Origin of the sequence: Butyrivibrio sp. AC2005, from assembly GCF_000424145.1 — a bacterium.
GTDB lineage: Bacteria > Bacillota > Clostridia > Lachnospirales > Lachnospiraceae > Butyrivibrio.
In genome coordinates, this window is record NZ_AUJI01000015.1 from 21,741 (window position 1) to 46,806 (window position 25,066).

At 38.4% G+C, this 25,066-nt stretch carries 20 protein-coding genes; 4 read left to right on the forward strand and 16 right to left on the reverse strand.

Annotation, left to right across the window (positions count from 1 at the left end; all coding sequences use genetic code 11):
• Window positions 1-8 precede the first annotated feature (8 nt).
• Window positions 9-3,287 (reverse strand): tetratricopeptide repeat protein, encoded by a 3,279-nt coding sequence (locus G602_RS0105395; protein ID WP_026658047.1) that lies wholly within the window; start codon window positions 3,285-3,287, stop codon window positions 9-11.
• A 196-nt stretch (window positions 3,288-3,483) separates the two neighbouring features.
• On the opposite strand from G602_RS0105395, the gene rsmA reads away from it, so the two are divergent.
• Entirely contained in the window at window positions 3,484-4,353 is an 870-nt protein-coding gene (gene rsmA / locus G602_RS0105400; protein ID WP_026658048.1) for a 16S rRNA (adenine(1518)-N(6)/adenine(1519)-N(6))-dimethyltransferase RsmA, read from the forward strand.
• 15 nt (window positions 4,354-4,368) lie between these two features.
• On the forward strand, window positions 4,369-5,133 hold the full coding sequence (locus G602_RS0105405; RefSeq protein WP_026658049.1) for a TatD family hydrolase: 765 nt from the start codon (window positions 4,369-4,371) through the stop codon (window positions 5,131-5,133).
• Window positions 5,134-5,191: 58 nt separating this feature from the next.
• Here G602_RS0105405 and nrdG read toward each other — a convergent pair whose 3' ends face one another.
• The 3 genes from nrdG to murI form a co-directional block, all read right to left on the reverse strand.
• On the reverse strand, window positions 5,192-5,722 hold the full coding sequence (nrdG, locus tag G602_RS0105410; protein WP_026658050.1) for an anaerobic ribonucleoside-triphosphate reductase activating protein: 531 nt from the start codon (window positions 5,720-5,722) through the stop codon (window positions 5,192-5,194).
• Window positions 5,723-5,823: 101 nt separating this feature from the next.
• Complete coding sequence (nrdD, locus tag G602_RS0105415; protein ID WP_026658052.1) at window positions 5,824-8,040, reverse strand: anaerobic ribonucleoside-triphosphate reductase; 2,217 nt, start codon at window positions 8,038-8,040, stop codon at window positions 5,824-5,826.
• Window positions 8,041-8,170: 130 nt separating this feature from the next.
• Window positions 8,171-9,004 carry a glutamate racemase gene (murI, locus tag G602_RS0105420; protein WP_026658054.1) on the reverse strand — a complete coding sequence of 278 codons (834 nt, stop codon included), beginning with the start codon at window positions 9,002-9,004 and terminating at the stop codon, window positions 8,171-8,173.
• A gap of 31 nt (window positions 9,005-9,035) precedes the next feature.
• Between murI and G602_RS0105425 the strand changes: the two genes are divergently transcribed.
• Window positions 9,036-9,488, forward strand: coding sequence for a hypothetical protein (locus G602_RS0105425; protein WP_155829699.1), 453 nt, complete (start codon window positions 9,036-9,038; stop codon window positions 9,486-9,488).
• Here the strand turns inward: G602_RS0105425 and G602_RS25355 are convergent.
• The 3 genes from G602_RS25355 to trmB form a co-directional block, all read right to left on the reverse strand.
• On the reverse strand, window positions 9,479-10,285 hold the full coding sequence (locus G602_RS25355) for an SH3 domain-containing protein (RefSeq protein ID WP_044931177.1): 807 nt from the start codon (window positions 10,283-10,285) through the stop codon (window positions 9,479-9,481). The genes G602_RS0105425 and G602_RS25355 overlap by 10 nt on opposite strands.
• A gap of 134 nt (window positions 10,286-10,419) precedes the next feature.
• Entirely contained in the window at window positions 10,420-10,743 is a 324-nt protein-coding gene (gene trxA, locus G602_RS0105435) for a thioredoxin (RefSeq protein ID WP_026658057.1), read from the reverse strand.
• Between the two features lie 55 nt (window positions 10,744-10,798).
• Window positions 10,799-11,437 (reverse strand): tRNA (guanosine(46)-N7)-methyltransferase TrmB, encoded by a 639-nt coding sequence (trmB, locus tag G602_RS0105440; RefSeq protein WP_026658058.1) that lies wholly within the window; start codon window positions 11,435-11,437, stop codon window positions 10,799-10,801.
• A 140-nt stretch (window positions 11,438-11,577) separates the two neighbouring features.
• Here trmB and G602_RS0105445 point away from each other — a divergent pair, with 140 nt between their 5' ends.
• Complete coding sequence (locus G602_RS0105445; protein ID WP_044931179.1) at window positions 11,578-13,002, forward strand: D-alanyl-D-alanine carboxypeptidase family protein; 1,425 nt, start codon at window positions 11,578-11,580, stop codon at window positions 13,000-13,002.
• Window positions 13,003-13,030: 28 nt separating this feature from the next.
• Here the strand turns inward: G602_RS0105445 and G602_RS0105450 are convergent, their stop codons facing one another.
• From G602_RS0105450 to G602_RS0105490, 9 genes are all read right to left on the reverse strand, one after another.
• Entirely contained in the window at window positions 13,031-13,990 is a 960-nt protein-coding gene (locus tag G602_RS0105450; protein WP_026658060.1) for a 3'-5' exonuclease, read from the reverse strand.
• A gap of 6 nt (window positions 13,991-13,996) precedes the next feature.
• Window positions 13,997-16,504: a clostripain-related cysteine peptidase gene (locus G602_RS0105455; protein WP_026658061.1), complete on the reverse strand. Its 2,508-nt coding sequence runs from the start codon at window positions 16,502-16,504 to the stop codon at window positions 13,997-13,999.
• 25 nt (window positions 16,505-16,529) lie between these two features.
• The gene (locus G602_RS0105460; RefSeq protein ID WP_026658062.1) at window positions 16,530-17,639 is read right to left on the reverse strand and encodes a hypothetical protein; all 1,110 of its coding nucleotides are present in this window, start codon (window positions 17,637-17,639) and stop codon (window positions 16,530-16,532) included.
• 114 nt (window positions 17,640-17,753) lie between these two features.
• Complete coding sequence (locus G602_RS28620) at window positions 17,754-19,196, reverse strand: CapA family protein (RefSeq protein WP_049945073.1); 1,443 nt, start codon at window positions 19,194-19,196, stop codon at window positions 17,754-17,756.
• Window positions 19,197-19,204: 8 nt separating this feature from the next.
• The gene (locus G602_RS25365; protein WP_049945074.1) at window positions 19,205-21,622 is read right to left on the reverse strand and encodes a DUF3160 domain-containing protein; all 2,418 of its coding nucleotides are present in this window, start codon (window positions 21,620-21,622) and stop codon (window positions 19,205-19,207) included.
• A 141-nt stretch (window positions 21,623-21,763) separates the two neighbouring features.
• Window positions 21,764-22,642 (reverse strand): SPL family radical SAM protein, encoded by an 879-nt coding sequence (locus G602_RS0105475; protein ID WP_026658063.1) that lies wholly within the window; start codon window positions 22,640-22,642, stop codon window positions 21,764-21,766.
• A gap of 58 nt (window positions 22,643-22,700) precedes the next feature.
• Window positions 22,701-23,168, reverse strand: a complete 468-nt coding sequence (locus G602_RS0105480; protein WP_026658064.1) for a GNAT family N-acetyltransferase — start codon at window positions 23,166-23,168, stop codon at window positions 22,701-22,703.
• A gap of 27 nt (window positions 23,169-23,195) precedes the next feature.
• Window positions 23,196-24,014, reverse strand: coding sequence for a class I SAM-dependent methyltransferase (locus tag G602_RS0105485; RefSeq protein ID WP_026658065.1), 819 nt, complete (start codon window positions 24,012-24,014; stop codon window positions 23,196-23,198).
• A 371-nt stretch (window positions 24,015-24,385) separates the two neighbouring features.
• Window positions 24,386-24,652 carry a hypothetical protein gene (locus G602_RS0105490; protein ID WP_155829700.1) on the reverse strand — a complete coding sequence of 89 codons (267 nt, stop codon included), beginning with the start codon at window positions 24,650-24,652 and terminating at the stop codon, window positions 24,386-24,388.
• Window positions 24,653-25,066: the final 414 nt, after the last annotated feature.

The window sequence follows — 25,066 nt, forward strand, 5'->3', positions numbered from 1 at the left end:
ACAAGTACTCAATGCAGGAAATCCTTCTCTCTTAAAATAATCATATCTTCTTTGTCAAAGCGTTTTCGAAGCAGAACATCAAAATAATGTCCTATAGAGTGCTTATCAGCATAATAGATGGCATCATCTACCATCTCCTTAACTTCGGATACTGTGACTTCATGATCAAGTGTCTGTCTCTCTGATATTTTTTGATGAAGTGCAAGTATTCCCAGATTATCGATGACATGCTCTTTTTCAAGTGCATACTGCTCAGCATAAGCAACAAGGGAATCGTCATCCAGTGCTTCTATATCAACGCGAACATTGAAACACTTATTCATATCAGGATACTTATCAAGAAGTCTGTCTATGTCATCCTTGGTATCCTCAATAACAACTATGTAGCCCTTATTTTCACTCTGAAGCTGTTTAAGAAGTGTCTTAACCGTATCCTCCTTAAGATCAGCTGCCCGTCTTATGATCAGTGCACCGTTGACTATTTTATCCAGGATAGAGCTTACAGAACTCTTGTTAAGTTTCATAGCTGTAATCATTGCTACTTTTCCTGAAAAATTAGAATCTGTAGCCTGCACAGCCTTTATGAGGCCTTTTGCAAGATTAACTGTTCCGGCACCTTCCTCACCTGTAACAATGGCATTATTTGTATATGCTGCCATGCTCAGGTTATCAATAGCTCTTATGATCTGCTTTCTTGATTTTTTATAATGAATGTATGGTCCAAAGAGTCCCTTCTCCTCGGGAGTCATAACGCGGACTCTCTGTTCAAGTCCTGCATCCTCTGTATCGTCCTCGGACTCTTCCGGCTCTGCATTCACTTCAATTTTTTTCTTTTCCAGCGACTCTTGCTTTTCTACCGGTACTTGTTCAACAACTTCACTATTGGTATCTGTTTCAGACTCATTTACTATTTCCTCTTCAGATACTTTCTCATCCAGAGTTTCTGTTTCTAAAGCTTCTGGGATAGGACTATCTTCTACCGGAGTCTCTTCTACCGGAGTCTCTTCTACCGGAATATGCTCAACCTTAAGTTCCCTTACTCCAACTGCCTCTGTTATTGCTTTTTCAATCTCCTCAGATGAAATTTCTGTGGTTTCACCAAGGTCTACATCTGCGGCAATTTTTTCTTCTTCAGCATCTTCCTCCGGATAAGGCTCCTCCTTCATCAGGGCTTCCTCAAGATCTTCTCCGGTAATCTGAACTATAGAGGTAGTATTCTGAAGATCGTCTACTGTCTTGATTTCCTGAGAAAGTTCCTCAGGCTCAGGAGCTGGCTCCTTCGTTGTTATAACCGGTTCCTGAAAAGCCTCTTGTGCTATTACAACCGGTTCCTGTGCTGTTATAGCAGGCTCCTGTGTTATTACAACCGGTTCTTGGTCTTCTACAATTGGTTCTTCTGCCTCAGGAGTTATGATTTCTTCCTGTATTTCAGGAGCTGGTTCGGGAACGCTGGTTGTTTTGGGAATTGCATCCTCAGCTATAAGTGCATCCTTAAGGTTCTCATCAAAATCCTTAAACAGTTCGCCTGTCTCTGATGCCATAAGTTTCTTGACATTTTTATACTGTTTTTCCTGCTGGGCTTTTTTATAATCCTCCCAGTCGCTCATGAACTCATTAATACTGATCTGTCCGGTAATCTGACGCTCAACCTGTTTTGCATCATCTATGGCAATACTTATCTGCCCGTCAGTCTCCTGAGAGAGCATCCTGTCAAAATGACTGTTACTGTTTATCTGATATCTTACATTAGGTCTTATTACTGCACCCGGAACTTCATCCTGTAAAGGTTCGTCCATGAAAACCACTCCCTTATACATGGTGTGATCATTCATCGTGGTCGCAGCAATATTAGCAGCGATTTCCTTATCCTTTAGTTCATCTTCCAGAGGCTTCTTTGTTGTTTCCGGAATAGGAGGAATTTCCTGTGTTTCAGCTACTTTTTTAACTGACTCTGCATTCCATATTTTTGTTTCGAACAGATTCTGTCCTTCCGGTTTGCTGTAAAGTGTCTCCGCAAGCTCTTTATCTTCTGTTTCCGGTTCCTCAGAAGTATCTGCAGTTTCTTCGTTTACAATATCCTCTCTCTTATCCTCAAAGAAAAGCTCAGACATAGAAGGTCCTTTTATGTCTTCGGTAGTGTCAAACATATCACCTGTATCAAGGCTCTCTGTCTCATCACCTTCTTTTATAACCTGAGGTCCTCTGGCATCTGCAAACAGTGCTGCTTCCGGACTCTTTGTCAGAACTTCCTTTAGGTTTTCAGCTATTTCCTTCTGTAAATCGACTGTATTATAAGTATCTACATTAACCGTAGGTACAGTATATGGTTCAGGTATCTCCTGCTCATATGCCTGCTGTGATACCTTAGGCTCTTCATATGTCTGCTGCACAGGAATATCCTGCACCGGTGCTTCATATACAGGGGCATCCTGTATTGCCGTCTCTGCAGCTGGCTGTTCATAAGCAGAATTATCATATACCGGTTCCTGTGGAACCTGATCATAGCTTACATTATTCTGGTAGCTTTCCTGATATGATGGCTGATACTCTGCCTGTGCGTTTAATTGTTCCTCTGTTATCTCAGGAAGTTCTCTGGTCGGAGCTTTTTTTCCATCCACAACATCTTTTCCGGGAACATTATCCTGTATAGGAGCATACAAGTTACCACTTATCTCTGCCTTATATTTTGCATATACTGCCTTCTGTTCAGCGGAAAGAGGCTCGTGCAGGGCCTTTAATTCCAGAGCCTTTATGACATATCGGCCCTCACGCATGTAAAGGAAAAGCTCATCACACTCCTCGATACATTCAGTTGTTAGACCAACCCTGTGATAAAGATAAGCAAGTTCATATGCCCACTTTTCGTTATAATCATGCTTTTTGTACTCTTCAAGTACTGCTATGCGCTCTTCAAGGCTGACCTCCTGAGCCTCATAGAGTTTATACTGGAGAATATATCTGGCTGTATTTCTGGGAGCAAGTCTTACAAATTCCTTATAATACTCAACTGCCTGAACAAATTCTCCCATTGCTATAGCAAGCTCACAAAGAGAGTAGACTATTTCCCTTCTCGTAGGACTTCTGTCATACGCAAGAAGCAAAATATCTCTGCTCTCCTCAAGTCTTCTGTTAACTTTATAAAGATCACTGATGGCACAAAGCATACCGACACTCTTAACTCTCTTCCAGTCAATTGTGTCGGCAATTTTTACTGCATCTGCAAAGCGCTGCGCTCTAATCAGCGATTTAATCTCTTCTGCCCGAATTTTATATTCTGTTTTATCCAAAATATTGTCCTCTAAAACTTTTTCATACTACATCTAGTGAAATTTTAGCATAGCGTTCTTTTTATGTCAAAAATGTTACATCAAAATTCCGCATATTTTCGCGGTTTTCCCGAAGTTTTTATTCATGCGCTGTCAAAAATATATTAAAATATATATGTCGAGCCTTACAGGCTTAATATTTAAGGAGAAATTTTATATGCCAACACTAGGATGTCCATCAGGCACAAAAGCCGTTATAGAAAAATATAATCTAAGTATTCAGAAAAAATTCGGTCAGAACTTTCTGATAGATGACTCTGTATTGTCAAAAACTGTAGAAGCAGCAGGTGTTACAAAAAATGATACTGTTCTGGAAATCGGGCCGGGTATTGGCACCATGACCCAGTATATTGCAGAAAGTGCAGGAAAAGTTATTGCTGTCGAGATTGACAGAATGCTGATTCCAATTCTTGCCGACACCTTATCTGATTACAATAATGTAAAAGTAATTAATGACGATATTCTGAAGGTTGATATTGAGAAAATTGTCCAGGAAGAAAATAATGGAAAACCGGTCAAGGTTGTAGCAAACCTTCCATATTACATCACTACACCTATATTAATGAGGCTTCTTGAGAGTGAACTTCCCATAGAAAGCATAACTGTCATGGTTCAAAAGGAAGTTGCCGACAGAATGGCAGAAAAGCCCGGATCCAAGGATTACGGTGCTCTGTCTCTTGCTATTCAGTACTATACTGAGCCAACACTCGTTCAGATAGTACCACCCGGATGTTTTATCCCACAACCAGGCGTTGATTCCGCTGTAATTCATCTGCAGTGTCATAAAGAGCCGCCTGTGAACACAGCTGACTCTAAGTTTATGTTTTCAATAATCCGTGCCGCATTCGCCCAGAGAAGGAAAACTCTCTCCAACGGTGTTGCTAACGGAAATCTGGGTTTATCAAGAGATCAGGTTGTCTCCGCACTTGAAAAGCTTTCTTTAAATCCTTCTATAAGAGGTGAAAAGCTTTCCCTTCAGGAGTTTGCAGATCTTTCTGATTTATTATATAAAGAACTAAATAAATAATTTTTTGGAGTTATGATGATTTTTGAAACACACGCGCATTTTGACGATGAAGCTTTTGATAAAGACAGAGATTCACTTCTCTCTTCAATGCAGCAAAACGGAATAGGTACTATAGTTAATGCTACTGCTTCAAGAAAAACTGTTGAACAATCAATAGAATTAACAAAAAAATATCCCTTTATATATACTACAATCGGTGTTCATCCAAGTGATTGTGATGAAATGGATGATGATGAGCTTAAATGGCTTGAGGAAATGTGTTCTTACGACAAAGCTGTAGCAGTTGGCGAGATCGGTCTTGATTATCACTATGACGAACCCTCCAAAGAGATCCAGAAAAAATGGTTCGAAGCACAGATAGAAATGGCCAGACGAGTAAAGCTTCCCTTGATCATTCACTCAAGAGATGCGGCTAAGGATACTCTTGATATAATGAAGGCTCTCAGATCCGAAGAAATAGGTGGTGATATCCACTGTTTCTCTTATTCAGTTGAGATAGCAAGAGAATACCTTAATATGGGTTTTTATATTGGAGTTGGTGGTGTTATCACTTTCAAAAACGGAAAAAAACTAAGGGAGGTTGTTGAATATGCCCCGATTGATCAAATCGTAATCGAGACAGACTCACCTTACCTGGCACCTGAACCCTACAGAGGAAAAAGGAACTCCTCTTTAAACCTTCCCCTTGTTGCTCAGAGAATTGCTGAACTAAAAGGGTTAACAACTGAAGAGGTTATTGAGATTACCGAAGCAAATGCAAGAAAACTGTACAATCTATAAAAAGAAATAGTATATAAAAACGGGTTGTGTCTAAATCAATAAACACGACCCGTTGCTTTTATTCTCCATATTTACTAAGAACCACTGCTCCGCTTTCTCTTGTGGCAGGAACATCTATTACTCTCTGGTTGGAAGAACCTCTGAATCTTAATGAAATATTTTTAAGATCTATTTTAAATTCACCATCGACAAGAACATCAATCATTGAAAGAATAAAATCAGTGTCATCGCTATGACATCTTTTGTTGTTCTTATCATTAAGTTCTTCCCATAAATACCCGGAATAAATCCATATAGTTTTATCAGGAAGCTCTTTCTTTACTCTCTCAATAAATGGTCTCAAAGCCTTCTGATTAATTATTTCCATAGGCTCTCCCCCAAGGATTGTAAGTCCGGTTACATAATCAGGCTTAAGAGATTCTATTATCATGTCCTGAATATCTTCAGTAAAAGGACTGCCAAAATTAAAGTCCCATGTTTCTTCATTAAAGCACCCTTTACAGTGATGAGTACACCCGGACACAAATAATGAAGTTCTAACCCCTGTTCCATTTGCTATATCTGTCGTTTTTATTTCCGCATAATTCATTATCATTTCCTCTTTAGGATTCTTTACAAATGGTCAAAAAGGAGCTACCTTTCAGATAGCTCCTCCCCACTATATTTCTACCTTTTCAATCCTCCCAAATATCAAAGGTGTAATACTCTTTCTTTTATTTCCTGTGTTCTACCCTGATTCCAGTACTGAGTTCCGATATAGCCGCATGTACGTCTTGCAACATTCATCTTTGACTGATCAGTGTTACCGCAGTTAGGGCATTTCCAGATCAGCTTGCCATCAACGTCATTCTCTATCTGAATCTCTCCGTTGTAACCGCAGCACTGGCAGTAATCGCTCTTTGTATTGAGCTCTGCATACATAATATTTTCATAAATATACTGCATTACAGAAAGAACTGCCTCTATATTGTTATTCATATTCGGAACTTCAACATAGCTTATCGCACCACCCGGTGAAAGGGCCTGGAATTCAGATTCAAACTTAAGCTTTGTAAATGCATCAATCTTCTCAGTTACATGGACATGATAACTGTTAGTAATGTAATTCTTATCAGTTACGCCATCAATTATTCCAAAACGCTTCTGAAGTGCTCTTGCAAATTTGTAGGTTGTGGACTCAAGAGGAGTTCCGTATAAACTAAAGGAAATATTGGTTTCCTTTCTCCACTTCGCACACTTATCATTCATGAACTGCATAACACGAAGAGCAAAGTCCTTACCATCGGGATCAGTATGTGTAACACCCTTCATGAATTTTGTACACTCACAAAGTCCCGCATATCCAAGAGAAATTGTTGAATAGTTTCCGTAAAGGAGTGCATCAATTGTCTCACCCTTTTTAAGCCTTGCAAGCGCACCATTCTGCCAAAGAATAGGTGCAACATCTGAAGGTGTTCCAAGAAGACGATTATGTCTGCACATTAATGCCTTTTTACAAAGCTCTGTGCGTTCCTCCATAATTTCCCAGAACTTCTCCTCGTCTCCGCCTGAAGAGCAGGCAGCATCAACAAGATTTATTGTAACAACACCCTGGTTGAAACGTCCGTAATATTTGTGCTCTCCCTCTGCATAGTTCTGAGCCTTGGATATATTACCCTTGTTGCAAAGTCCCTCAGCATTATCTTCGCTGTCAACAGTAAGGAAGCTTCTGCAACCCATGCAGGGATAAACATCACCTGATTTGTATTCCTTCATCTTTTTAGCTGAAATATAATCAGGAACCATTCTCTTAGCGGTACATTTTGCAGCCAGCTGAGTGAGATACCAGTAACGTGTTCCTTCCTTGATGTTATCTTCATCAAGAACATATATAAGCTTAGGGAATGCAGGAGTTATGTAAACACCTTTCTCGTTCTTAACACCGACAATTCTCTGCTTAAGCATCTCTTCAATAACAAGAGCAAGATCATCTCTAAGCTGTCCCTCAGGAACCTCATCCAGATACATAAATACAGTAATGAAAGGAGCCTGTCCGTTAGTTGTCATTAATGTGATGACCTGATACTGAATAACCTGAACACCACGCTCGATTTCCTTGCGAACGCGCATCTCAGCAATTTCCCTGATCTGCTCATCTGTTGCTTCCATATTTGCATCTATGAATTCCTGACGAACTTCTCTTCTAAACTTCTGTCTGCTTACATCAACAAAAGGAACAAGATGTGAAAGAGTTATACTCTGTCCCCCATACTGAGAACTTGCTATCTGGGCAATTGCCTGTGTAGCGATATTGCAGGCTGTTGAAAAGCTCTTGGGACGCTCGATCATAGTCTCCGAAATAACTGTTCCGTTCTGAAGCATATCCTCAAGATTCACTAGACAGCAGTTGTGCATGTGCTGTGCAAAATAATCGGAATCGTGGAAATGAATAATTCCATCCTTATGAGCCTTAACAACATCCTCAGGAAGAAGGAATCTACGTGTGATATCACGGCTCACTTCCCCTGCCATATAATCTCTCTGAACGCTGTTAACTGTGGGATTCTTATTGGAATTTTCCTGCTTAACCTCCTCGTTACTGCACTCAATAAGAGACATAATCTGCTCATCTGTAGTATTGGATTTACGAACAAGCGCATGGCGATAACGATAGGTTATATATTTACGGGCAACCTCAAACTTCCCGGACTCCATGAGGCCATCCTCAACCATGTCCTGGATTTCTTCTACATTTGCTGCTCTGGTAAGCTTTCCGCATTTCTCTTCTACCTTAGCACCAATGCTTTTGATCTGATCTTCAGACAAGCTCTGCTCCGGAGTCACTTCTTTATTTGCCTTCTCGATGGCTGCTAAAATCTTTGTGCCATCAAAAGTAACTTCTTTTCCGCTTCTCTTAATAATCTTCACTGGTTAACCCCCTGGAAATATCTTCACAAATTTATTTTTTTAGAAAAATAATAGCCACCCGAAACTATATCTTGTGGCTATATATAAACTATAATACATTATATTGTATAAATCAAGTAACAATTTATCGTTATCTATAATTTCTTACAAATTCAAGCCTGTTCAGCATTCTAAGGTATTTTGACAACCTTATGTTATCCGTTATTTCGTCTCCTGACTCGTAGTATGCGGTCTTGAATCCAACCACAATATCTTGTGGTTCATCAAATCTTATACCACTATCGGGTTCATTTTTCATCTGAAGCCCAAGGACTTCTCCCAGGTGATGAACTGTTCCATAGTTTCCATCTATTAGGTGTATCTTCTCTCCAAGAATCTCTCTGTACATAGGCTTAAAATAATTGAAATGTGTGCACCCAAGAACAAGAGAACTGTATTTATCTTCTGTTACATCAAAGGTTTTAAATCTTTCACTTATATATTTTTTTACGTCATCGCTGTCATATTCTTCTCTCTCTGCATAACGTACAAGCTCAGGCATCTCCAAAAGATCTGCCCGATGCTGTATATCAACTCTTGTGAGAAGTCTGGCAAGCTTTTTTTCTCTGATTGTGACCGGTGTTGCCATAACAAGAACCCTTTTGTTTTCATCACATGGCTCCTCTATGGCAGGTTTTACTGCCGGTTCCATACCTAAAATAGGAAGATCATACTTTTCTCTCATCTTTGCCACAGCAACACTTGTAGCTGTATTACATGCTATTACTATTGCATCGACCTTCTTTTCTATAAGAAAATTTACAATCTCATCAACGAATCCCAAAATCTCTGTTTCTGACTTCGTTCCATATGGTACATGCTTTATATCCGCATAAAAAATATATTCCTGATCCGGAAATCTGTGATAAGCCTCATTTAAAACAGATAATCCGCCTATACCGGAATCAAAAATTCCTATTCGCATATCGTCCCTCGTTGTTGTATCATTATTAATTATGAAAGAATCATTTACACTTGAATTACAAAAACTTTATGATGACTCACACGTAAGTCCTCTTGTCCAGGAAGTTTGTGAGTACTATGCATCGGGGCTTGACTACGAGGATGGATCTTATATGGAAGAAATTGAACCCCGTGAGATCTTTGAGCCCGTTTATACCCTCTTTTTGTTACAAAACAGAGAGGGTAGCCTGTATGAATTATCCTACATTCACAAAAAATATCCCCATCTGTTCACAAGCGTTGAACAACTCTATGAGGATATACTTATTCATATGGATGTAAATGCCCTGGAGACAGAAAATGCAAAGAAGCTTTCAGAAGCTCTTAATAGCAAAACCACCTCTGAGGAAATATTTACGAAAATAAATTCTTTATGTGCTCAAAACGATGATATTTCCGATGCTCTTGATGCCTTCTGTTCATGGATTCATAATTTCTACTCCTGAACCGTAGCATACTTCATCACGCAGAATAAAAGCTGATCCTCATATTTTATCTGTGCCCATTCGCCATCGTCACTGACACATACTCTGTCAAGTACTGTTCCTTTTGGCACCTGAACAACTATAAAATCATCACTGGCAGTACTTGGTGTATTTCTTAAGTTAAGATCAGCTGTGGTAACAATTTTATCATCGGTCCTTGTATAGCCTGCAAGTTCACCCACAACTGTTTCTGTCTGCACCTCTTCATCCGGTTCAGGCTTTAAATATCTGTCATAAACCTTGGACTTTAATATCATTCCGATAAGCACCAAAATGATGATTCCTGTAATAATAGAAGAAATCCTTACTATTATAAGAGGAATAATTTCGTTCTCTTCCTCATCATAATCATCTTCAGCAGATACTTTCCTCTTTTTTTCTTTAACTACTTCCTTACGATGCTTTTTCCTTATAGGTTTTTGCTTTTCTTTTTTAGACTTTTTATTTTCTCTTTTAGGCTCAGGACGTCTTCTCTCCCTGATCAGAGGCTTAGGCTCCTCTTTTTTGTCTTCATCCTCATCCAATGCAGGCTCTTCTACATGAAAATCCTCATCAAGGTAAAACTCATCCGAGTCCTCGCTAAGCATTTCTCTTTCTCTGTCCATTGCCTCATGCTGAGTTCTGTAATACTCTTCCCTCTCATCCGCACTTAGAAAATCAAGCGGATCCTGGATTTCTATATTTATCTCTTCTGTAGCCTGTTCATCTGTTTTTACTTTTTTTCTGTAGTCGTTAAAATTTCTGATATTGTCCGACATGACTTCTCCTCCGGGAAATCCCTTGGTCAACATCTCCCCCAAATAAATAACCAATTCTTTTAAATAAAAATAGCTCGGGCAGACAAGCAGCCTACCCGAACTCTATATTATCACATATTCAGATTTAATAAAAATCATGAAACAACCTTGTCGATCATGCTCTGCAGCTTTGACTTACTCTGAGCTCCGACAGCCTGATCGACCAGCTCTCCGTCCTTAATAAAAGCAAACATAGGAATGGACATAACACCATATTTCTGAGCAATCTCAGGCTGTTCATCCACGTTTATTTTGCCAACCTTAAGCTCTCCGTCGTACTCCTTGGCAAACTCGTCAATCATAGGAGCCATCATCTTGCAAGGTCCACACCAGTCAGCCATAAAATCGATAAGAACCGGAAGCTTACTGTTGAGAACTTCTTCCTCAAAGTTGTCTGTTGTAAATGTGTACTCAGCCATTGTCCACCTCTTTCCGCGATAAGAAATATCGCTTTGCTTAAATTAATGTAAAACCCTACCGCTTAATAATATATTTGAAGATTGGATTTCCCTTAGCGGAAAACTTCTCCTCATATTCAGTCATAATATTACCTTCATTCATGGATGAATCATTATGAAGATCATAGGTAACAGCTTCTGCATGCCATCCTGCAGTATTAAGCTCCATTAATGAAAAATCAAAAAGGTCCCTGTTGTCTGTCTTAAATTCCAACTGCCCGTCTTTTTTTAGTATCTGATCATATCTGTTAAGAAAACTGCTGGATGTCAGCCTTCTCTGAGCATGTCTCTCCTTTGGCCATGGATCTGAAAAATTGAGATATATTCTGTCTACCTCTTCCTTTTCAAACACCTCCGTTATTATCTCAGCTTCCATTCGAATAAATCTGACATTAGTCAGTTCAAGCTCTGTCTGCTTCTGCACAGCCCTTAAAAGAACGCTTGAGTATTTCTCGATTCCAACGTAATTTACATCCGGATTGACTGCCGCCATATCCATAATAAATCTTCCTTTTCCGGTTCCAACCTCTATTCTGATGGGATTGTCATTTCCGAAAACATCCTTCCATTTTCCCTTATTTTCCTCGGGATTATCAATTGTGAAGGAGCTCTCTGCAATCCTCTCTCTGGCCCCGGCAATATTTCTAAGCCGCATATATAAATCATTACCTTTCAATGTATAAATTAATTGTACACCAATAGCCACTTATTGAAAAGATTTTGCAGCTTTGTCTTTGGTTTTATATACTTTTAGTGTATCATAAATTAGCAGAATGTTGCTATAAGGAGTTTTTTATGAAACACAGATATTTTGTGGAAAAATTGAACAGAGCAGCTTTCATATTCTCAATTATTGCTATTTTATCGACTACTTCTGTTTTATGCCATGCAGAGACTGACATGGAAAGTGCAGCAGCCTCAAGAAAAGAGCTTCCAATACAGAGTAATGAGATACCAGGATGGCCCGAGGGTCCGCAGATTGGTGCAGAAGCTGCTATTCTTATGGACGTTAATACAGGAACCATCCTATATGAAAAGAACATACATGAGGAATTATATCCTGCAAGTACCACAAAGATAATGACCTGTCTTTTGGCAGTTGAAAATGCAAGTCTTGATGACAGAGTTGATTTCTCATATGATGCAATTCATTCAGTGCCTGCAGATGGTTCCAAAATCGGTATGGATGCTGGTGAATATCTCTCCCTTGAAGAATGTCTCTACGGTATCATGGTCGGAAGTGCCAATGAAGTTTCAAACGCAGTCGCTGAGCATGTAAGCGGTTCAATAGATGCCTTTATAGATTTAATGAATGAAAAAGCGCAGTCTCTTGGTTGTACCAATACTCACTTTGCCAATGCTAACGGACTTCAAGACTCAAATCACTATACCAGCGCATATGATCTTGCTCTGATTGCTTCCGAGTTTTTCTCAAATGAACTACTATGCAGAGTGGGAAATACACCACGATATCATTTTGAGCCAAGTGCAGGTCAGCCGGATGACTTTTATTTAAATAATAAGCATAAGCTTATCACAGGTGAAATCCCTTATGAAGGAATAATCGGAGGAAAGACAGGATATACCGATCTTGCAAGAGAAACCCTTGTAACCTGCGCAGAAAGAGGAGGCATGAAGCTGGTTTGCGTCGTATTTATGGAGGAATCCCCGGCTCAGTTTACAGATACTGTCACTCTTTTTGATTATGGATTCAATAATTTTAAAACAGTAAATATAAAGAGTGAAGAAACAGGATACATTCCGAAGGATAACTCCTTCTTTTCTTCTGATAAGGATATTTTTTCATCACAGAGTTCATTTTTGGAGTTTTCCAAGTCAGATTATGCAATACTACCTGTAAACGCATCCCTGTCTGATACAACCTCCACAGTCTCATATGATGAGGATTCGGAAAATACCGGACATATTGCCACCATAAATTATTCCTTCAATGGCGTTCCGGTTGGTTCGGGACATGTTATCATATCCCAAAACTCTTCCGTATCACTTGATAATGCTTCAGACATATCGGATAAAATGATATATATAAATATCAAGCTCATATTAATAGTGTTATCTATTGCAGGAGGTGCATTGATATTCATAATCTATCTTACCTCGCTCATAGGTGCATATAGTACCGGGGTAAGCAGAGAAGACAGAAAGAGACTTAACAGACGAAAAAAAGAAGCAAAGAAAAGAAGCGGACCAAGATTATAAAATACGTTAAAAAAAAGCGGGCTGATCATCATTCAGTCCGCTTTTTCTTATGATCACCGAGCCTGTTAAAGCTCTTTTTTTCTGATTTAGCTTTCATTTCCTCCATCTCTTTATCAGAGATAAATTTGAGTGTTTTTACAGCATAATACTTTTGGCTCTCTGCTTTCTTAAGTCTGACCTTTGCTTTCATGAATCCATGCTCTTTACACAGGGAAACACTATAGAAATGTTTTCCGTTATTTGAAAACCATTTTACCTTCCTCTTTATTGGTTTATTGCAAAGGTAACATTTTGTTCCCATTACTTCAGGGTCTGAGAGTAATTCTTCCTTTGTCCTGAACTCCCTGGAAATATACTTTGCATAATGTTCAAAAATAATATGTACTTCCTGATCCTTTGTCTTAGGAGTTACATAATTGTCAAAAGAGTAATTGTAGAAAACCTTACGGCTCAGTTCGCAAAAAATTCTTGCTGTATAATCCGCATCTGATAAAGCTCTGTGAAAAACTGAGTCCTTGTTCATTCCAAGACTCTCTGTAGCATGCTCCAAAGACCTTCTCATTTTACCGTCTTCATACTGAATACTGAATAATTTCTGTACATCGTAAAAAGGAAGAGGTCTGTCTGACAGGAGAGGTATATCATAAAAGTCCATATTCCTTTGCAGCTCGGTAAGGTCCAATGGTCCCCATGTACAAAAGGTAGGTTCCTCACCACACCATTTAAGGAAATCAGTGATCACCGTTATAAAATCATCACCGCTCTGTAAATCATCCATAGAGATGTGAATCAAATCCTCTGTTATCTTGTGCATCTTCTTATAAACCTGAGGACGCACAAGCCGACTGAATTCTCCTGTTCTGTTCCTGTTTTCATCAAGACGGACTGCCCCGATTTCGATTATTTCAAAGGGGAGAGCTTTTCCGTTTTTCTCTTTTACAGTCTTACCCTGATTCCATTCCAAATCAAAAACAATATAATTTCCCATTAAGGTTTAATACTCCCTGGCAGGTGTCCAATATTCCTGCCCATAAATATCTGTGAATTTGAAAGTAATAAGCACTTTTCCGTCTCCTACAGAAGTATTGGAAATATGCATATCCTCCATTTTTCCGTCCAGAGTCATTGTCTCACCAAGGTGATATTTATCCTGAAACTTCTGACTATAATCATAGAAATCACATAAGAAATCTATCTTATCACCATCCTGAAGCTCTGTAAGATTTTTAGCGACGGTATCTGTCTCACCTTCAACATAATCATAGCATACACCTGCTACGTATCCATTCTCATTTTCTGAATCAAATACCAGAATAAGGTTGGCTCTGACACCATTTATGTCACAGGGAACTCTTCCCATTATTGCATAGCTTTCGGAATCACCCTGAGTATCTATTCTATAGTATGCCACAGGCTGCCCATTAATAGAAATCCATGTCCTGTCTGAAGGTGCAACAGGATTTCCATCACTATCTATATCGTAAGAATTATCAAGTCCCAGATCAATATAGCCTGTGCCATCATCATAAAACAAGTTTACATCCAGATCCTGAATTAGGTCCCACTGATCAGAAGACATCTGAATAACATCAGCGCCTTCTGCATTGGTTGTCCACATGAGATTGGACATGTCAAAGCTGTTCTCTGATACATAATCAGCCATTGTCTGAGCATCAATTCCTTTTCCAAAGAAAGAAGAATTGGATGCATCCAGGCCGGAAACTCCGGTTACTCCACTGGACATCATAGTTCCAAGAAGCTGTACCAAAACATCAGATCCTGATATTGTCTGACCTGAACTTCCCGTATCTCCGAATAAGCTTCCGGCAGGTGACATTGTTCCACCCGAAGCAACCTGTCCTGCAACCTCCATTGAAGCAAATTTCTGAATGCAGTCCGTATAGCTGTCATCCATCCCGATTGCTTCATATGTGCTTACCATATTGTCAACTTTGGAAGTCTTTTTATACGGGAAGTATATGGAAAGTCCATATGCATTTGTCATATTCTGACTGATTTTATTGTATTTAACGCACCCCTTTAAAGCCTCTGCAAGCTCTTTTCCATCATCAGTTCTCATATTTGTAGCAAGATGAATCAGGTCAACCTGATCTATTTTGGATGAAGCTGCAAATTCTCTGGCCTCTGATCTTGCGTTTGCAACTGTCTTATAATCCTTTTCGGAAATCTTTTCAGATGTATCCGTTGCAAAAGACTTAAGCTCTGCAGGCACAGTATTCTGAATCTCTGCAAGATCAACAAGTGAAAGTGTAGTCTTTTGTCCTCTGCAGGTTCTTGCACATACATCCGTGTAGGTATCAATGATCATTTTAGCAAGCTCAGGGGTTTCCATCGAAGGATTCTTGGAGTATGCATTTAGCCAGTCTGTATAGAACCAGCCCACACCAGGCTCAGTTTCCTCGGAAGCTATCATATAATCTGCATAATTAGCAGCAACCAGAGCTGTTTCCACTGTAGCCATCAGGCATGCATCAAAACCTATAAAGTCATAGCTTATTCCACTATCCTTAAGGGCTTTATTTATTTCAGAAAGATCCATTGATCCTTCTCTTGCAAATTTTTCATCATATCCGTAGCCGCTTACGGATCCGCCACCATGATCCCAAAAAATCAGATCATATCTGTTAGCAGGAAAATTATTTGCTGTCCACTTGATAAATTCCGAAAGATTCTCAGGCTTTGTCATGGGAGTCTCACCAAGGTTATCCCTTAAAAGTGCAAGTCCTCCCTTTTTCACCTGATAAATCTGATTAGTCTTACTGGAAATTACATTATTTTGCCACTGCTTACACCCACCGGTATAAACAATAATATTTATATTATCGTTAAGATCAGCAGACATCATCTCCTGAAGATCTCTGGTGGCCATCTGACTTTTTGACTCAAGATCGGTTCCGCACATATAAACCATAATAGTGGTTTTATCTGAACCATCTCCAATTATCTGAGTCCTTTTATCTCTTGAACCGGCAGCAACTTCCTTATTAAGCACTCCTGTATTTGGAGTATCGCTCCATTCACTGCTCGCCTGACCATAGTATCCGGTCCCGCCGCCAAGCAGAGTTCCAAGGAGTGACCCCATTCCCGGAATATCACCCTGACTACCTGTACCTGCAGTTCCCTGATTGCCTGAGGTATTTGATATATCTGAGTTCTGATTTGATGCAGTATTCTGATTTAAGGAATCACCGTTATTTTGCTGTGTGTATGAACTGTCATCTCCGGAGAAACCTCCCATAAGGCTTCCAATCCCTCCGCCTCCTCCGAGCAGCAGAATTGCAATTACCACAATTATCGAAAGAGGACTTATACCTCCACTTCTCTTCGGTCCACCTCCTCCGGTAGTACCATTTCCGCCTGACTTTCCGGAATAGCCGTCACTTGAACCTACAGGACCTCCTCCAAGTCCCTCTCCTCTCTTATGAACACCTGCTCCGCCATCTTCAATATTCTTTTTTCTTCGTATTGGCTGATCTGCCATGACTTCCCCTCTCCTTTTTCATATATCAAAAATCTGCTGTATATATTTTCATTCCGAAATTATCGCAAATATACAGTCTTCTGCCCTGAATGCATATTCCTATCGGTGAAACCAGCTCTGCTTCCGGAATTCTTGTATCCCTTATTTCAAGTGTGCTCACCTGTCCGTCTTTTACAAGTCGTACTGCTCCGTTTACAGTATCGGCAACAAATACACTGCCATCAGTAGTGACTGTTAATCCCTTTGGTGATGAAAAAGTCGCATCAGTATATACTCCATCCGAAAAGCCCTCTTCACCGCTTCCTGCTACAAGCTCAACATCAGCACTGCTCTTTTTTGAACTTACATCTTCTGTACTAATCCTGATTATTCGATTTTTCCCGGTCTCAGCTATGTATAAGAATCCCGAATTATAGCTTAATCCCATTGGACTATCCAATCCGTCCAGTAATGTTGACACCGTTCCATCTTCCGAAACTACCTTAATGGAATCCGAATGCGTATCTGCAACAAAAAGATTTCCTGCTCCATCAGATGCTATTCCTGTAGGATAATTATATTCATCTGTTCCATTTACAGAATAGACAGTATCAACCCTATTATCATTTATCAGTCTTATTGCGTTATTTTCAGTATCGGTTACAGCTATCCCATTAAGAAAAGGCGCTACTGACCAGGGAAGCTTAAACAATGCTTCATTGGCAGGTGCATCATTGTAACCACCCTGGGGCTTATCATATATATCTCTTGAACTATCTGCCCCGGCAAATACTTCAGTCGTATCCTCAGATATTTTCCATACACTTTTTGCATAAGAATCTGTGATGTAAAGACATCCATCAGCATAGCAAATTCCGCAGGGTTCAATTGTGTCCGGAAGAGCGGATAAATCGAATTCAATAGTTGCTTCATCGGATATTATTCCATCCAAACTGATTTGCTCATTTCCTGTATCCGGAAAGGCTGACGTGTCATACATGCTTTCTTCGGATTCTCCGCTATTTTCTTCTGCTGCTTTCTCTCCGCTTTTTTCCTTAAAAAGGCCACAGGCAACCATCGAAACTGTAAAAGCTGTTATAATCAGAACAATTACAAGCAGAACCCACTTCAAGCCGTTTTTATTTTTCTTATTCATTGCATCCCCCTCGTACTTTTTTCAAACTATATACATGCAAAATGAATACCGTATCAGCTTATTTTTATAATCTGACTATCTTTATTATAGCTGAAAATACGCCTTTTTGCCCACTTAATCTCGCCAATATGAACTTACTTCCTTTATCTCATGGCTCCTTAACTTTATGCCATCGTAGGTGTGTTCTACAAAAAATATTGCCTCTGCACCAATTCTTGTATCAGCACTTCTTCCCTGATCAGCCCTGAAGTTACCCAGTGAATAATATACCAGGGTACTTTCTCCATTCTGTCTGTTAATTATTTCCGTATCCTGAACAACATGAGGATGAGTTCCTATAACTACATCTGCATTTGCATCCGAAAAAAGCTGCGCCATTTTCTTTTGTTTATCACTGATTTTCTTTTTATACTCATCTCCCCAATGGACAAAAACAACGACAAAATCAGCTTCTTTCTTTGCCTTTTTTATATCCTCCATCACCTTTTTCTTTTCATTTTCAGTCCCTGGTAAATAGTGAACAGCATATGGATATTTTAAAGATACGTCTATGTCATTTGTTCCATAGGTGTAGGAAAACAGTGCAAATCTGATTCCGTTTTTACTGATTATTTCATAAGGTCTGTATTCTTTATCTTTGCTGTTTTGTATGCCTAAGCAGATAATTCCGTTTTCATTATAAAAATCTGTTGTTACATCTATTCCATATATGCCTTTATCTAATGCATGATTATTCCCGCAAACAGCTATATCAAAGCCGGCATCCTTTATTGCCTTTCCAACAGCAATAGGTGATCCAAAGCTTGGATAATCCGATACTGCTTTCTTTTTATCAACAAGAATTGTCTCTGCCGCAATAGCAGCAATGTCAGCAGATTCTATTTCTTTTTTAAAGGGTTCATATAAAAAGTTGTAGGTGCCACCTTCCTTTGCATCTGCATATTCATAAATATTTTTATGAATAATATTGTCTCCAAAAGCTATAAATTTGACTTGGTTATCTATGTTTTTAAGCCCAAAGGATTCCCAAACCCAAAGTGTGCAATTTCCATCGGTATCCTCTTGAAGCAAAATAGCATTATCCTTTTCCATAAGCTTTATTCTTGTGACTAATCTGCCTATGTCAGAAGCACACCACTTTTCCTGAAGGTCTTTATCCTTTATGTCATATATGAAAATGTGTTGGGAATACTCTTCTTCATCACTTGTTATCCAAAAAGGTTTCTTCCTTCCATATCTTCCTATTTTCCATAAAAGAAGAATTACTTCTTCATCTCCATTTCTGTCTATATCAGAAACTAAAACGTCCTGAACAAGATAATCCTTACTGCTCTCCCACATATCATGATTACTGCCATCTTTCATGACTAATCTTTTTTTTGACAGCACAAAAGATACACCTGAATCTGATTTTATTTTCTTTTCCTGCCATGATATCCAGGAAGGAGGATCAGTTTCATCAGACTTAGCTGCTTTTACAATATTTATATTCAGAATTATGGAAATGGCTGCCACTATAATAAGCAGCAGCCATTTTGTTTTTGATATTTTTGGCATATTTTTGTTTACTGTTTACTTAATACCCGGTAGCTTGTTGTCCATTGTGGCTTATCCGGTGCCCCTTCTGATTCAACCCAGTTCCAATCATCATCCAGATATCCTCCTGAGAGAACATTTCTCCACTCGGAATCAGTCATTCTCTCTGAAATCGGAACTTTAAACTGATAGAAACTATATACGCTGCCACTTCCAACATGAAGTTCCCCATCTATAGGGAATACAACATAAATTCTGTCCGCCTTTCCTGATCCGACCTCAAGGACCTCTCCATTAGGATCCGTAGCAATATCCGCTACTACAGGACATGGTGCCTGGTAGCTGTAGGATATTGATTCTTCACTATCCTTATTAACTTCGAGCCAGAAATGTTCAAGGTTTCCACCATAAGTTCTTATGAATTCATAATCGTCATCACTTAAGGATTCATTTTTAAGTTCCTTTTCTGAAATCTCTATAAGTCTTGTTGCAATTTCTGACAGCAGATCAAGGTTCTTTTTATCATCGGAATCGATCATGCCAAAGCTATCTAAGCCTTCCTTTGTCTTATTTGATAAAAATACAAATCTGCTGTAGATTACAGGTTCAGGATCTACATATCCTCTGTCATCCGGAATTTCTTCATCACCGGGTCCACCCATCTCTGCCATTACTTGCTTTGCATAAAGGATGGTATCATGCTTTAATTCCGCATAAGAACCGGCAAAGGTTTCAAGATCCTTCTTTTCCCATTCATCTGATTTCATGTATGAAGGATATCCATCGCCTTTTTTCTCAAACAACGGTCTTAATGTATTGAGCCATCCTGAATAAAGACTGACATTCCATATTGCAGGATCATCGCCACCAAAGATTTTTTGTAATACAGTGAGGTTATCGGTATAGTTTTTATAGTTTGTGTCTCCCTGCTCTTCAAGTATTGAAAATGCAGTCTCGGAGCCTAGTGCTGCTGCCGTATCCAAAGTGTCGGGAAGATATCTCTTTTCTCCCTTATCATTTTCATCAACATAGCGGTATACAAGTCTCTGCATGATAGCCGCATCTACTGTAAATCTCTGTCCCATAAATCTATAGGAAGGAATAACCGCTTCTTCTGTTTCATCCACCGGAATAGAATTAATTTTGGGAGGATCAAGTTTTTTAGCAGATGCCACTACTTTTTCAAATAAGGAATCATCCGCTGCCAATTCAGAAGCGGTAGGAATTTTACCATAGCTATCCTCAATTATCTGTGAAAAAATGCTGTATCCGGGATCATCTGAAGTTCCTGCAAAGAAGCTTGTAATATCATATATACTCTTCCAATCATCAGGTTTTTCAGAGATAGCAAGTGTTATCAGAGATGCACATCTTACAGCATCTTCGTCTTGAAGCTCAAAAGGAATTCTTCCATACCACATCATGGCACGGAAATATTTTTCGAGCTTTTCATCACCCTCATAGTAGCCTCTGGGTTTATACTGGGTATAATCCTCATTTTGTCCGGAAACAGAACAAACATCTATTCCTTCAGCTTTCATTATCTTATTAACTTCAGCTTCTGCGGTCTCTGTAAGCTCCTTATTATCTATTGGAGCCTTTACCGAATCATCCTGAAGAATAGAACCAATATAGAAGAATATTAAATTATTAAGTGCTGCTTTTTCAAAATCGGTACCTTTTAATTCTTCGTACTGCGCCGCAGATTTTTCAAGCATATATGCGCTTAGATCTGCAAGCTTATCCGTAAGATAATTTGTCTCTGTTTTTTTCATAAGATATGAAAAGTAAAGATGATAGGTGTGCATAAGAGAATCAACTGTTATGAAATTAGGAAAATACTCATATCTGTTGTCCTCATATACATCAAAAAATTCATCATTTTGTGAATCTCTTACCGCAAACATATTATCAATAAGAGATTGTCTGAAATCTTTGACAGGATTATATTCGCTTTCATTTTCAGGATTAAACAGATAATCAAATTTCTTGTCGTATACTACGTTTGAAAAATCATCATTTACTTTGTAGTCAGGTATGCTTGGAACAAGATTTTCATCATAATATATCTCTTCTTTATCACCAAGAAGGGAAACATTCAAAATTGTGCCTTCTTCTGAGTTTTCAGAGAGATTCTCCTCCTGTTCCACTTTAGTTTCATTTTCTTTTTCTTCTTTATCTGTTTCTGTCTCTTCTTCAGCTGTTTCTGTCTGAGTATCTTTTGAGTCTTCACCAGTTTCTTCTGATGCATTATCTGAAGCATTTTCAGCCTCAGCTGCTGCTTCTTCTGTTTCCTTTTGTTCCTCAGATTTTTCTTCTGCTTTTTCTTCAGTTGTAGTAGAGTTCTCAGTCGATGCACTATTGCTGCCTGTAGTATTACTATTTGCAGCACAGCCTGAAATTACTATTGATAAGGTGAGAATTACAGATATTATTTTCTTCTTCATAATTGTTCCCCCGATTTAATGCAAACAGTATGATATTTCGTATTTGTGATAACCATAAAAAGTATATCATAATTTCACTATATCTTTTCCAGTTTATATAAAATTAATAACTTAAACACATAGTAATAGGTTGAGCTATAACTACAAATCGAATAGACTCATTTGGGTAAATTTGTCCGGCATTTCCTGTAAAAATCCAAAGCATTCATCAGGCGTTGATAAGAGTCCGTTTTCTTTACAAATATTTTGAAATATCCCTCTCAACTCTTTTGCATTAGGGCTTGGAAGCTCATATGCATTTCCATATTGCCTGATGTATTTTTCTTTCATACCCGGAAAAAACCTATCAAGAGCTGCATAATAATATTCTCTGTCACCTTCCCTAAGCGTAAGTCCCATACCAAAATCAATAATTCCCCTTACACCGGTTCTTACACATTCATTTAAAATAGAGGTTATATTTCCCTTTGTATCATTGATAAAAGGTAGTATCGGTGTCAGCCATACAACTGTTGGAATACCTTTTTCCTGCATTATTTCCAAAACCTCAATACGCCGTTTTGTATTACAGACATTAGGTTCAATTATTCCGCACAGATCATCATCATAGGTTGTAAGAGTTATCTGCACAACGCATTTTGTATTACGGTTAATTTCTGAAAGCAAATCTATATCCCGAAGAATTAAATCTGATTTTGTCTGGATTGCTACACCAAAACCATACTTCAATATTATTTCCAGGCAACACCTTGTCAGCTGAAGTTCCTTCTCACAATGCATATATGGATCAGACATAGACCCTGTTCCGATCATGCACTTTTTTCTTTTTGATTTCAGTGCCATTTCAAGAAGTTCAGGGGCATTTTGTTTCACTTCAATGTCTTCAAAGGAATGTGTGAACTGATAGCATTTACTCCTGCTGTCACAATAAATACAGCCGTGAGTACATCCCCGGTATATGTTCATCCCATAATATCCGCCTTTACCTGACAGAATACTTTTGGCATTGGTATAATGCATCTTTTTCACCTTTCAAAAATTTTTTATGAAACTTTTCATTTCATACATTACGGGTCAGCTAATTCTTTTCGAAATGTATAATATCCATGATATCGCTTATCTTATCAATCCTTCCAGTTCTTTTGTATCCAAGTTTTTCATATAGATGAATGTTTCCTTCCTCCTGCAGGATAGTTTCAAGTTTCCAGTTATCAATACCATAAATCTGTTCAGCTTCTATAATGGCCTGTTTTGCATATCCTTTGTTTCTAAATTCCGGCATAATCCAGATTGGAGAGATGCGTTTCCTGCTACCATCCTTTTTATCAATAATCCTAATGCCACCTATATTATTTTTATCAGCTACAATGAAATAATATGTAGTTCCATCAGACTCATATTTCTGAAGAATTCTCTCATAGCTCTCTGCTGCCGGGTTAATATCATAATCATGATATTTTTCCAAGATTTCTTTAAATCCCTCCACCTGCATCTCCCAGAGATTATGCATATCTTCTTTTCCGGCTTTCCTAAGTTTCACACTCATTATACTTTTCCCCCATTGTTGAATTCATCAATTTTTAAATAGTATCTGAACTATATGATTGGAATATCCTATAAGATCAGGTCTTTCTGCAGTTGCAATAAGATACTTAATCCATTCTTTATAGGAGTCTTCTGACATGTTGTTTACAGAATCTCTAATAATCTGTGACAAACCATCCTGGGAAAATCTTGGACCTCTGGTAATGGGCAGTTCTTGAAGTGCTTTGTTTATCACTTCATCAACATCGGAAATTGTATCCAAAACTCTGGATGATCCTGTATTTTCAGTGACGATTCCTGTTTCTCTTTCATAGCCTATTGTTTTAATTTCTTCTGCAGGATTTTCACTTTGAAATATATATTCTATAAGCCCGGCATCCTGAAGACAGAAGGCAACAAAAATCGGAGCACCTTTCCTGGCAACTCTCACAGCTTCTCTTATAGCTTTTATCCTATCCTCAATATTATGAATATGGTAAACGGGACCAAGTTCAAGTACTAAATCATAAGAGTCATCTTCAAATTCCGATAAATCCAGGGCATCTGCTTTACCAACTTTTACCTTGTCAGAATCCTTAAAAACTTCATTCATTCTGTCAATATGTGTTGGATGAAGATCCAAAGCATCTACAAAATACCCTTCATCAGCAAGTGCAGCAGAATAAGCACCTGCCCCTGCACCAACATCGATAATATTAGCATTTTTCCTAAGATACTTATGAATATAGTGCATGGTTACAATATATTCAGTTTCATTAGCCTTTGTGAAAAATAATCTTTTTTCTTCAAATCCACTTGCGTATTGTTCCTGAAATAACTTTTCCAAATATTTTTTATCATAACTCATTTTCACACCCTCCTGATTATTCCATAAGAAAAAGCACATCGGTCAGCTGAAAAAATCTGTCCGGTGTGCCTAAAAAAAATCTAAACCTATAAAACCACACAGACAGATAAGACCTATCGGCTTACAGCTGTGCGACTTCGCTACTGCTATAAGCAAATATGCCTATACATCATCTCCATGTAGTTGTACATGTAACGCTGGTTCATGTGTTTTCCTCTTTTGGTTTTATTGCGATTAATGATATAAGGCAGTGTGTGGCATGTCAACTATAAAAATGCAGCCTGAGTTATTCTAAAAAAATTTGTAGTCAAAATTTACTATACCTGTATTTTTAAAAATTTTAAGCACCAGCAAATAAAAAGTTAATCATTTTATCGCTGAAAGTTTTTCAAAAAGTTATTCCAAAAAAATCCGTACTCTTCATTTCTTGCAAAAACAAAAGCGTAATGAGAATTTCTTTTTTCATGTTTTAAAAACTGAAAATATTCCTGCTGATAAGGTACTGAAAAAGTGTGATTTTCATAGATGACTATCAACGGAAGATCTGAAAAATCCACTTCATCATATTTTATCTGCTTAATATTTTCATCAGTAATAAGTCTTAAAGGAATTCTTACAAGCTCCGACATGAAGTACACTGAATAGTCAGGAACCTCTTCATCTATGATGATATCAACAGATGTAATTTTATCAAATAGAAAGAATAATTATAATTGAACTATACATAAATTAGCCGTCAAAATTATGATAAAACAAAAGAAGCCTGTATTACAGACTCCTTAAAAATATAACGTTCCCGATGTGATTCGAACACACGACCTTCCGCTTAGGAGGAAAACGCTCACAAAAAAAGGTAGAAAGGAAGCGGGTTCTCGTTCCACAATCTTGAGTGTCACCCACTTTGTCACCCACTTTTGGGTGAACCTATATCTTCTATAATTATATAATACTATCCCACTGAAAATGATAAAAGATATAATTCTTTCTCTTATCAGCTTCAGTGGGATTATATTTTTCCATAACAACCGGAAGACATAGTATTCAAATACCTC

Bases quoted from the DNA above. Each gene is read 5' to 3' on its own strand.
- G602_RS0105475 (WP_026658063.1), bottom strand. From the start codon at position 22,642: ATGCATTATACCAATGCCAAAAGTATTCTGTCAGGTAAAGGCGGATAT.
- G602_RS25355 (WP_044931177.1), bottom strand. From the start codon at position 10,285: ATGTCGGACAATATCAGAAATTTTAACGACTACAGAAAAAAAGTAAAA.
- rsmA (WP_026658048.1), top strand. From the start codon at position 3,484: ATGCCAACACTAGGATGTCCATCAGGCACAAAAGCCGTTATAGAAAAA.
- G602_RS0105455 (WP_026658061.1), bottom strand. From the start codon at position 16,504: ATGGCAGATCAGCCAATACGAAGAAAAAAGAATATTGAAGATGGCGGA.
- G602_RS0105450 (WP_026658060.1), bottom strand. From the start codon at position 13,990: ATGGGAAATTATATTGTTTTTGATTTGGAATGGAATCAGGGTAAGACT.
- G602_RS0105445 (WP_044931179.1), top strand. From the start codon at position 11,578: ATGAAACACAGATATTTTGTGGAAAAATTGAACAGAGCAGCTTTCATA.
- trxA (WP_026658057.1), bottom strand. From the start codon at position 10,743: ATGGCTGAGTACACATTTACAACAGACAACTTTGAGGAAGAAGTTCTC.
- G602_RS0105460 (WP_026658062.1), bottom strand. From the start codon at position 17,639: ATGAATAAGAAAAATAAAAACGGCTTGAAGTGGGTTCTGCTTGTAATT.
- G602_RS28620 (WP_049945073.1), bottom strand. From the start codon at position 19,196: ATGCCAAAAATATCAAAAACAAAATGGCTGCTGCTTATTATAGTGGCA.
- G602_RS0105485 (WP_026658065.1), bottom strand. From the start codon at position 24,014: ATGAGTTATGATAAAAAATATTTGGAAAAGTTATTTCAGGAACAATAC.
- nrdG (WP_026658050.1), bottom strand. From the start codon at position 5,722: ATGAATTATGCGGAAATAAAAACGACAGATATAGCAAATGGAACAGGG.
- murI (WP_026658054.1), bottom strand. From the start codon at position 9,004: ATGCGAATAGGAATTTTTGATTCCGGTATAGGCGGATTATCTGTTTTA.
- G602_RS25365 (WP_049945074.1), bottom strand. From the start codon at position 21,622: ATGAAGAAGAAAATAATATCTGTAATTCTCACCTTATCAATAGTAATT.
- G602_RS0105425 (WP_155829699.1), top strand. From the start codon at position 9,036: ATGAAAGAATCATTTACACTTGAATTACAAAAACTTTATGATGACTCA.
- G602_RS0105480 (WP_026658064.1), bottom strand. From the start codon at position 23,168: ATGAGTGTGAAACTTAGGAAAGCCGGAAAAGAAGATATGCATAATCTC.
- trmB (WP_026658058.1), bottom strand. From the start codon at position 11,437: ATGCGGCTTAGAAATATTGCCGGGGCCAGAGAGAGGATTGCAGAGAGC.
- G602_RS0105405 (WP_026658049.1), top strand. From the start codon at position 4,369: ATGATTTTTGAAACACACGCGCATTTTGACGATGAAGCTTTTGATAAA.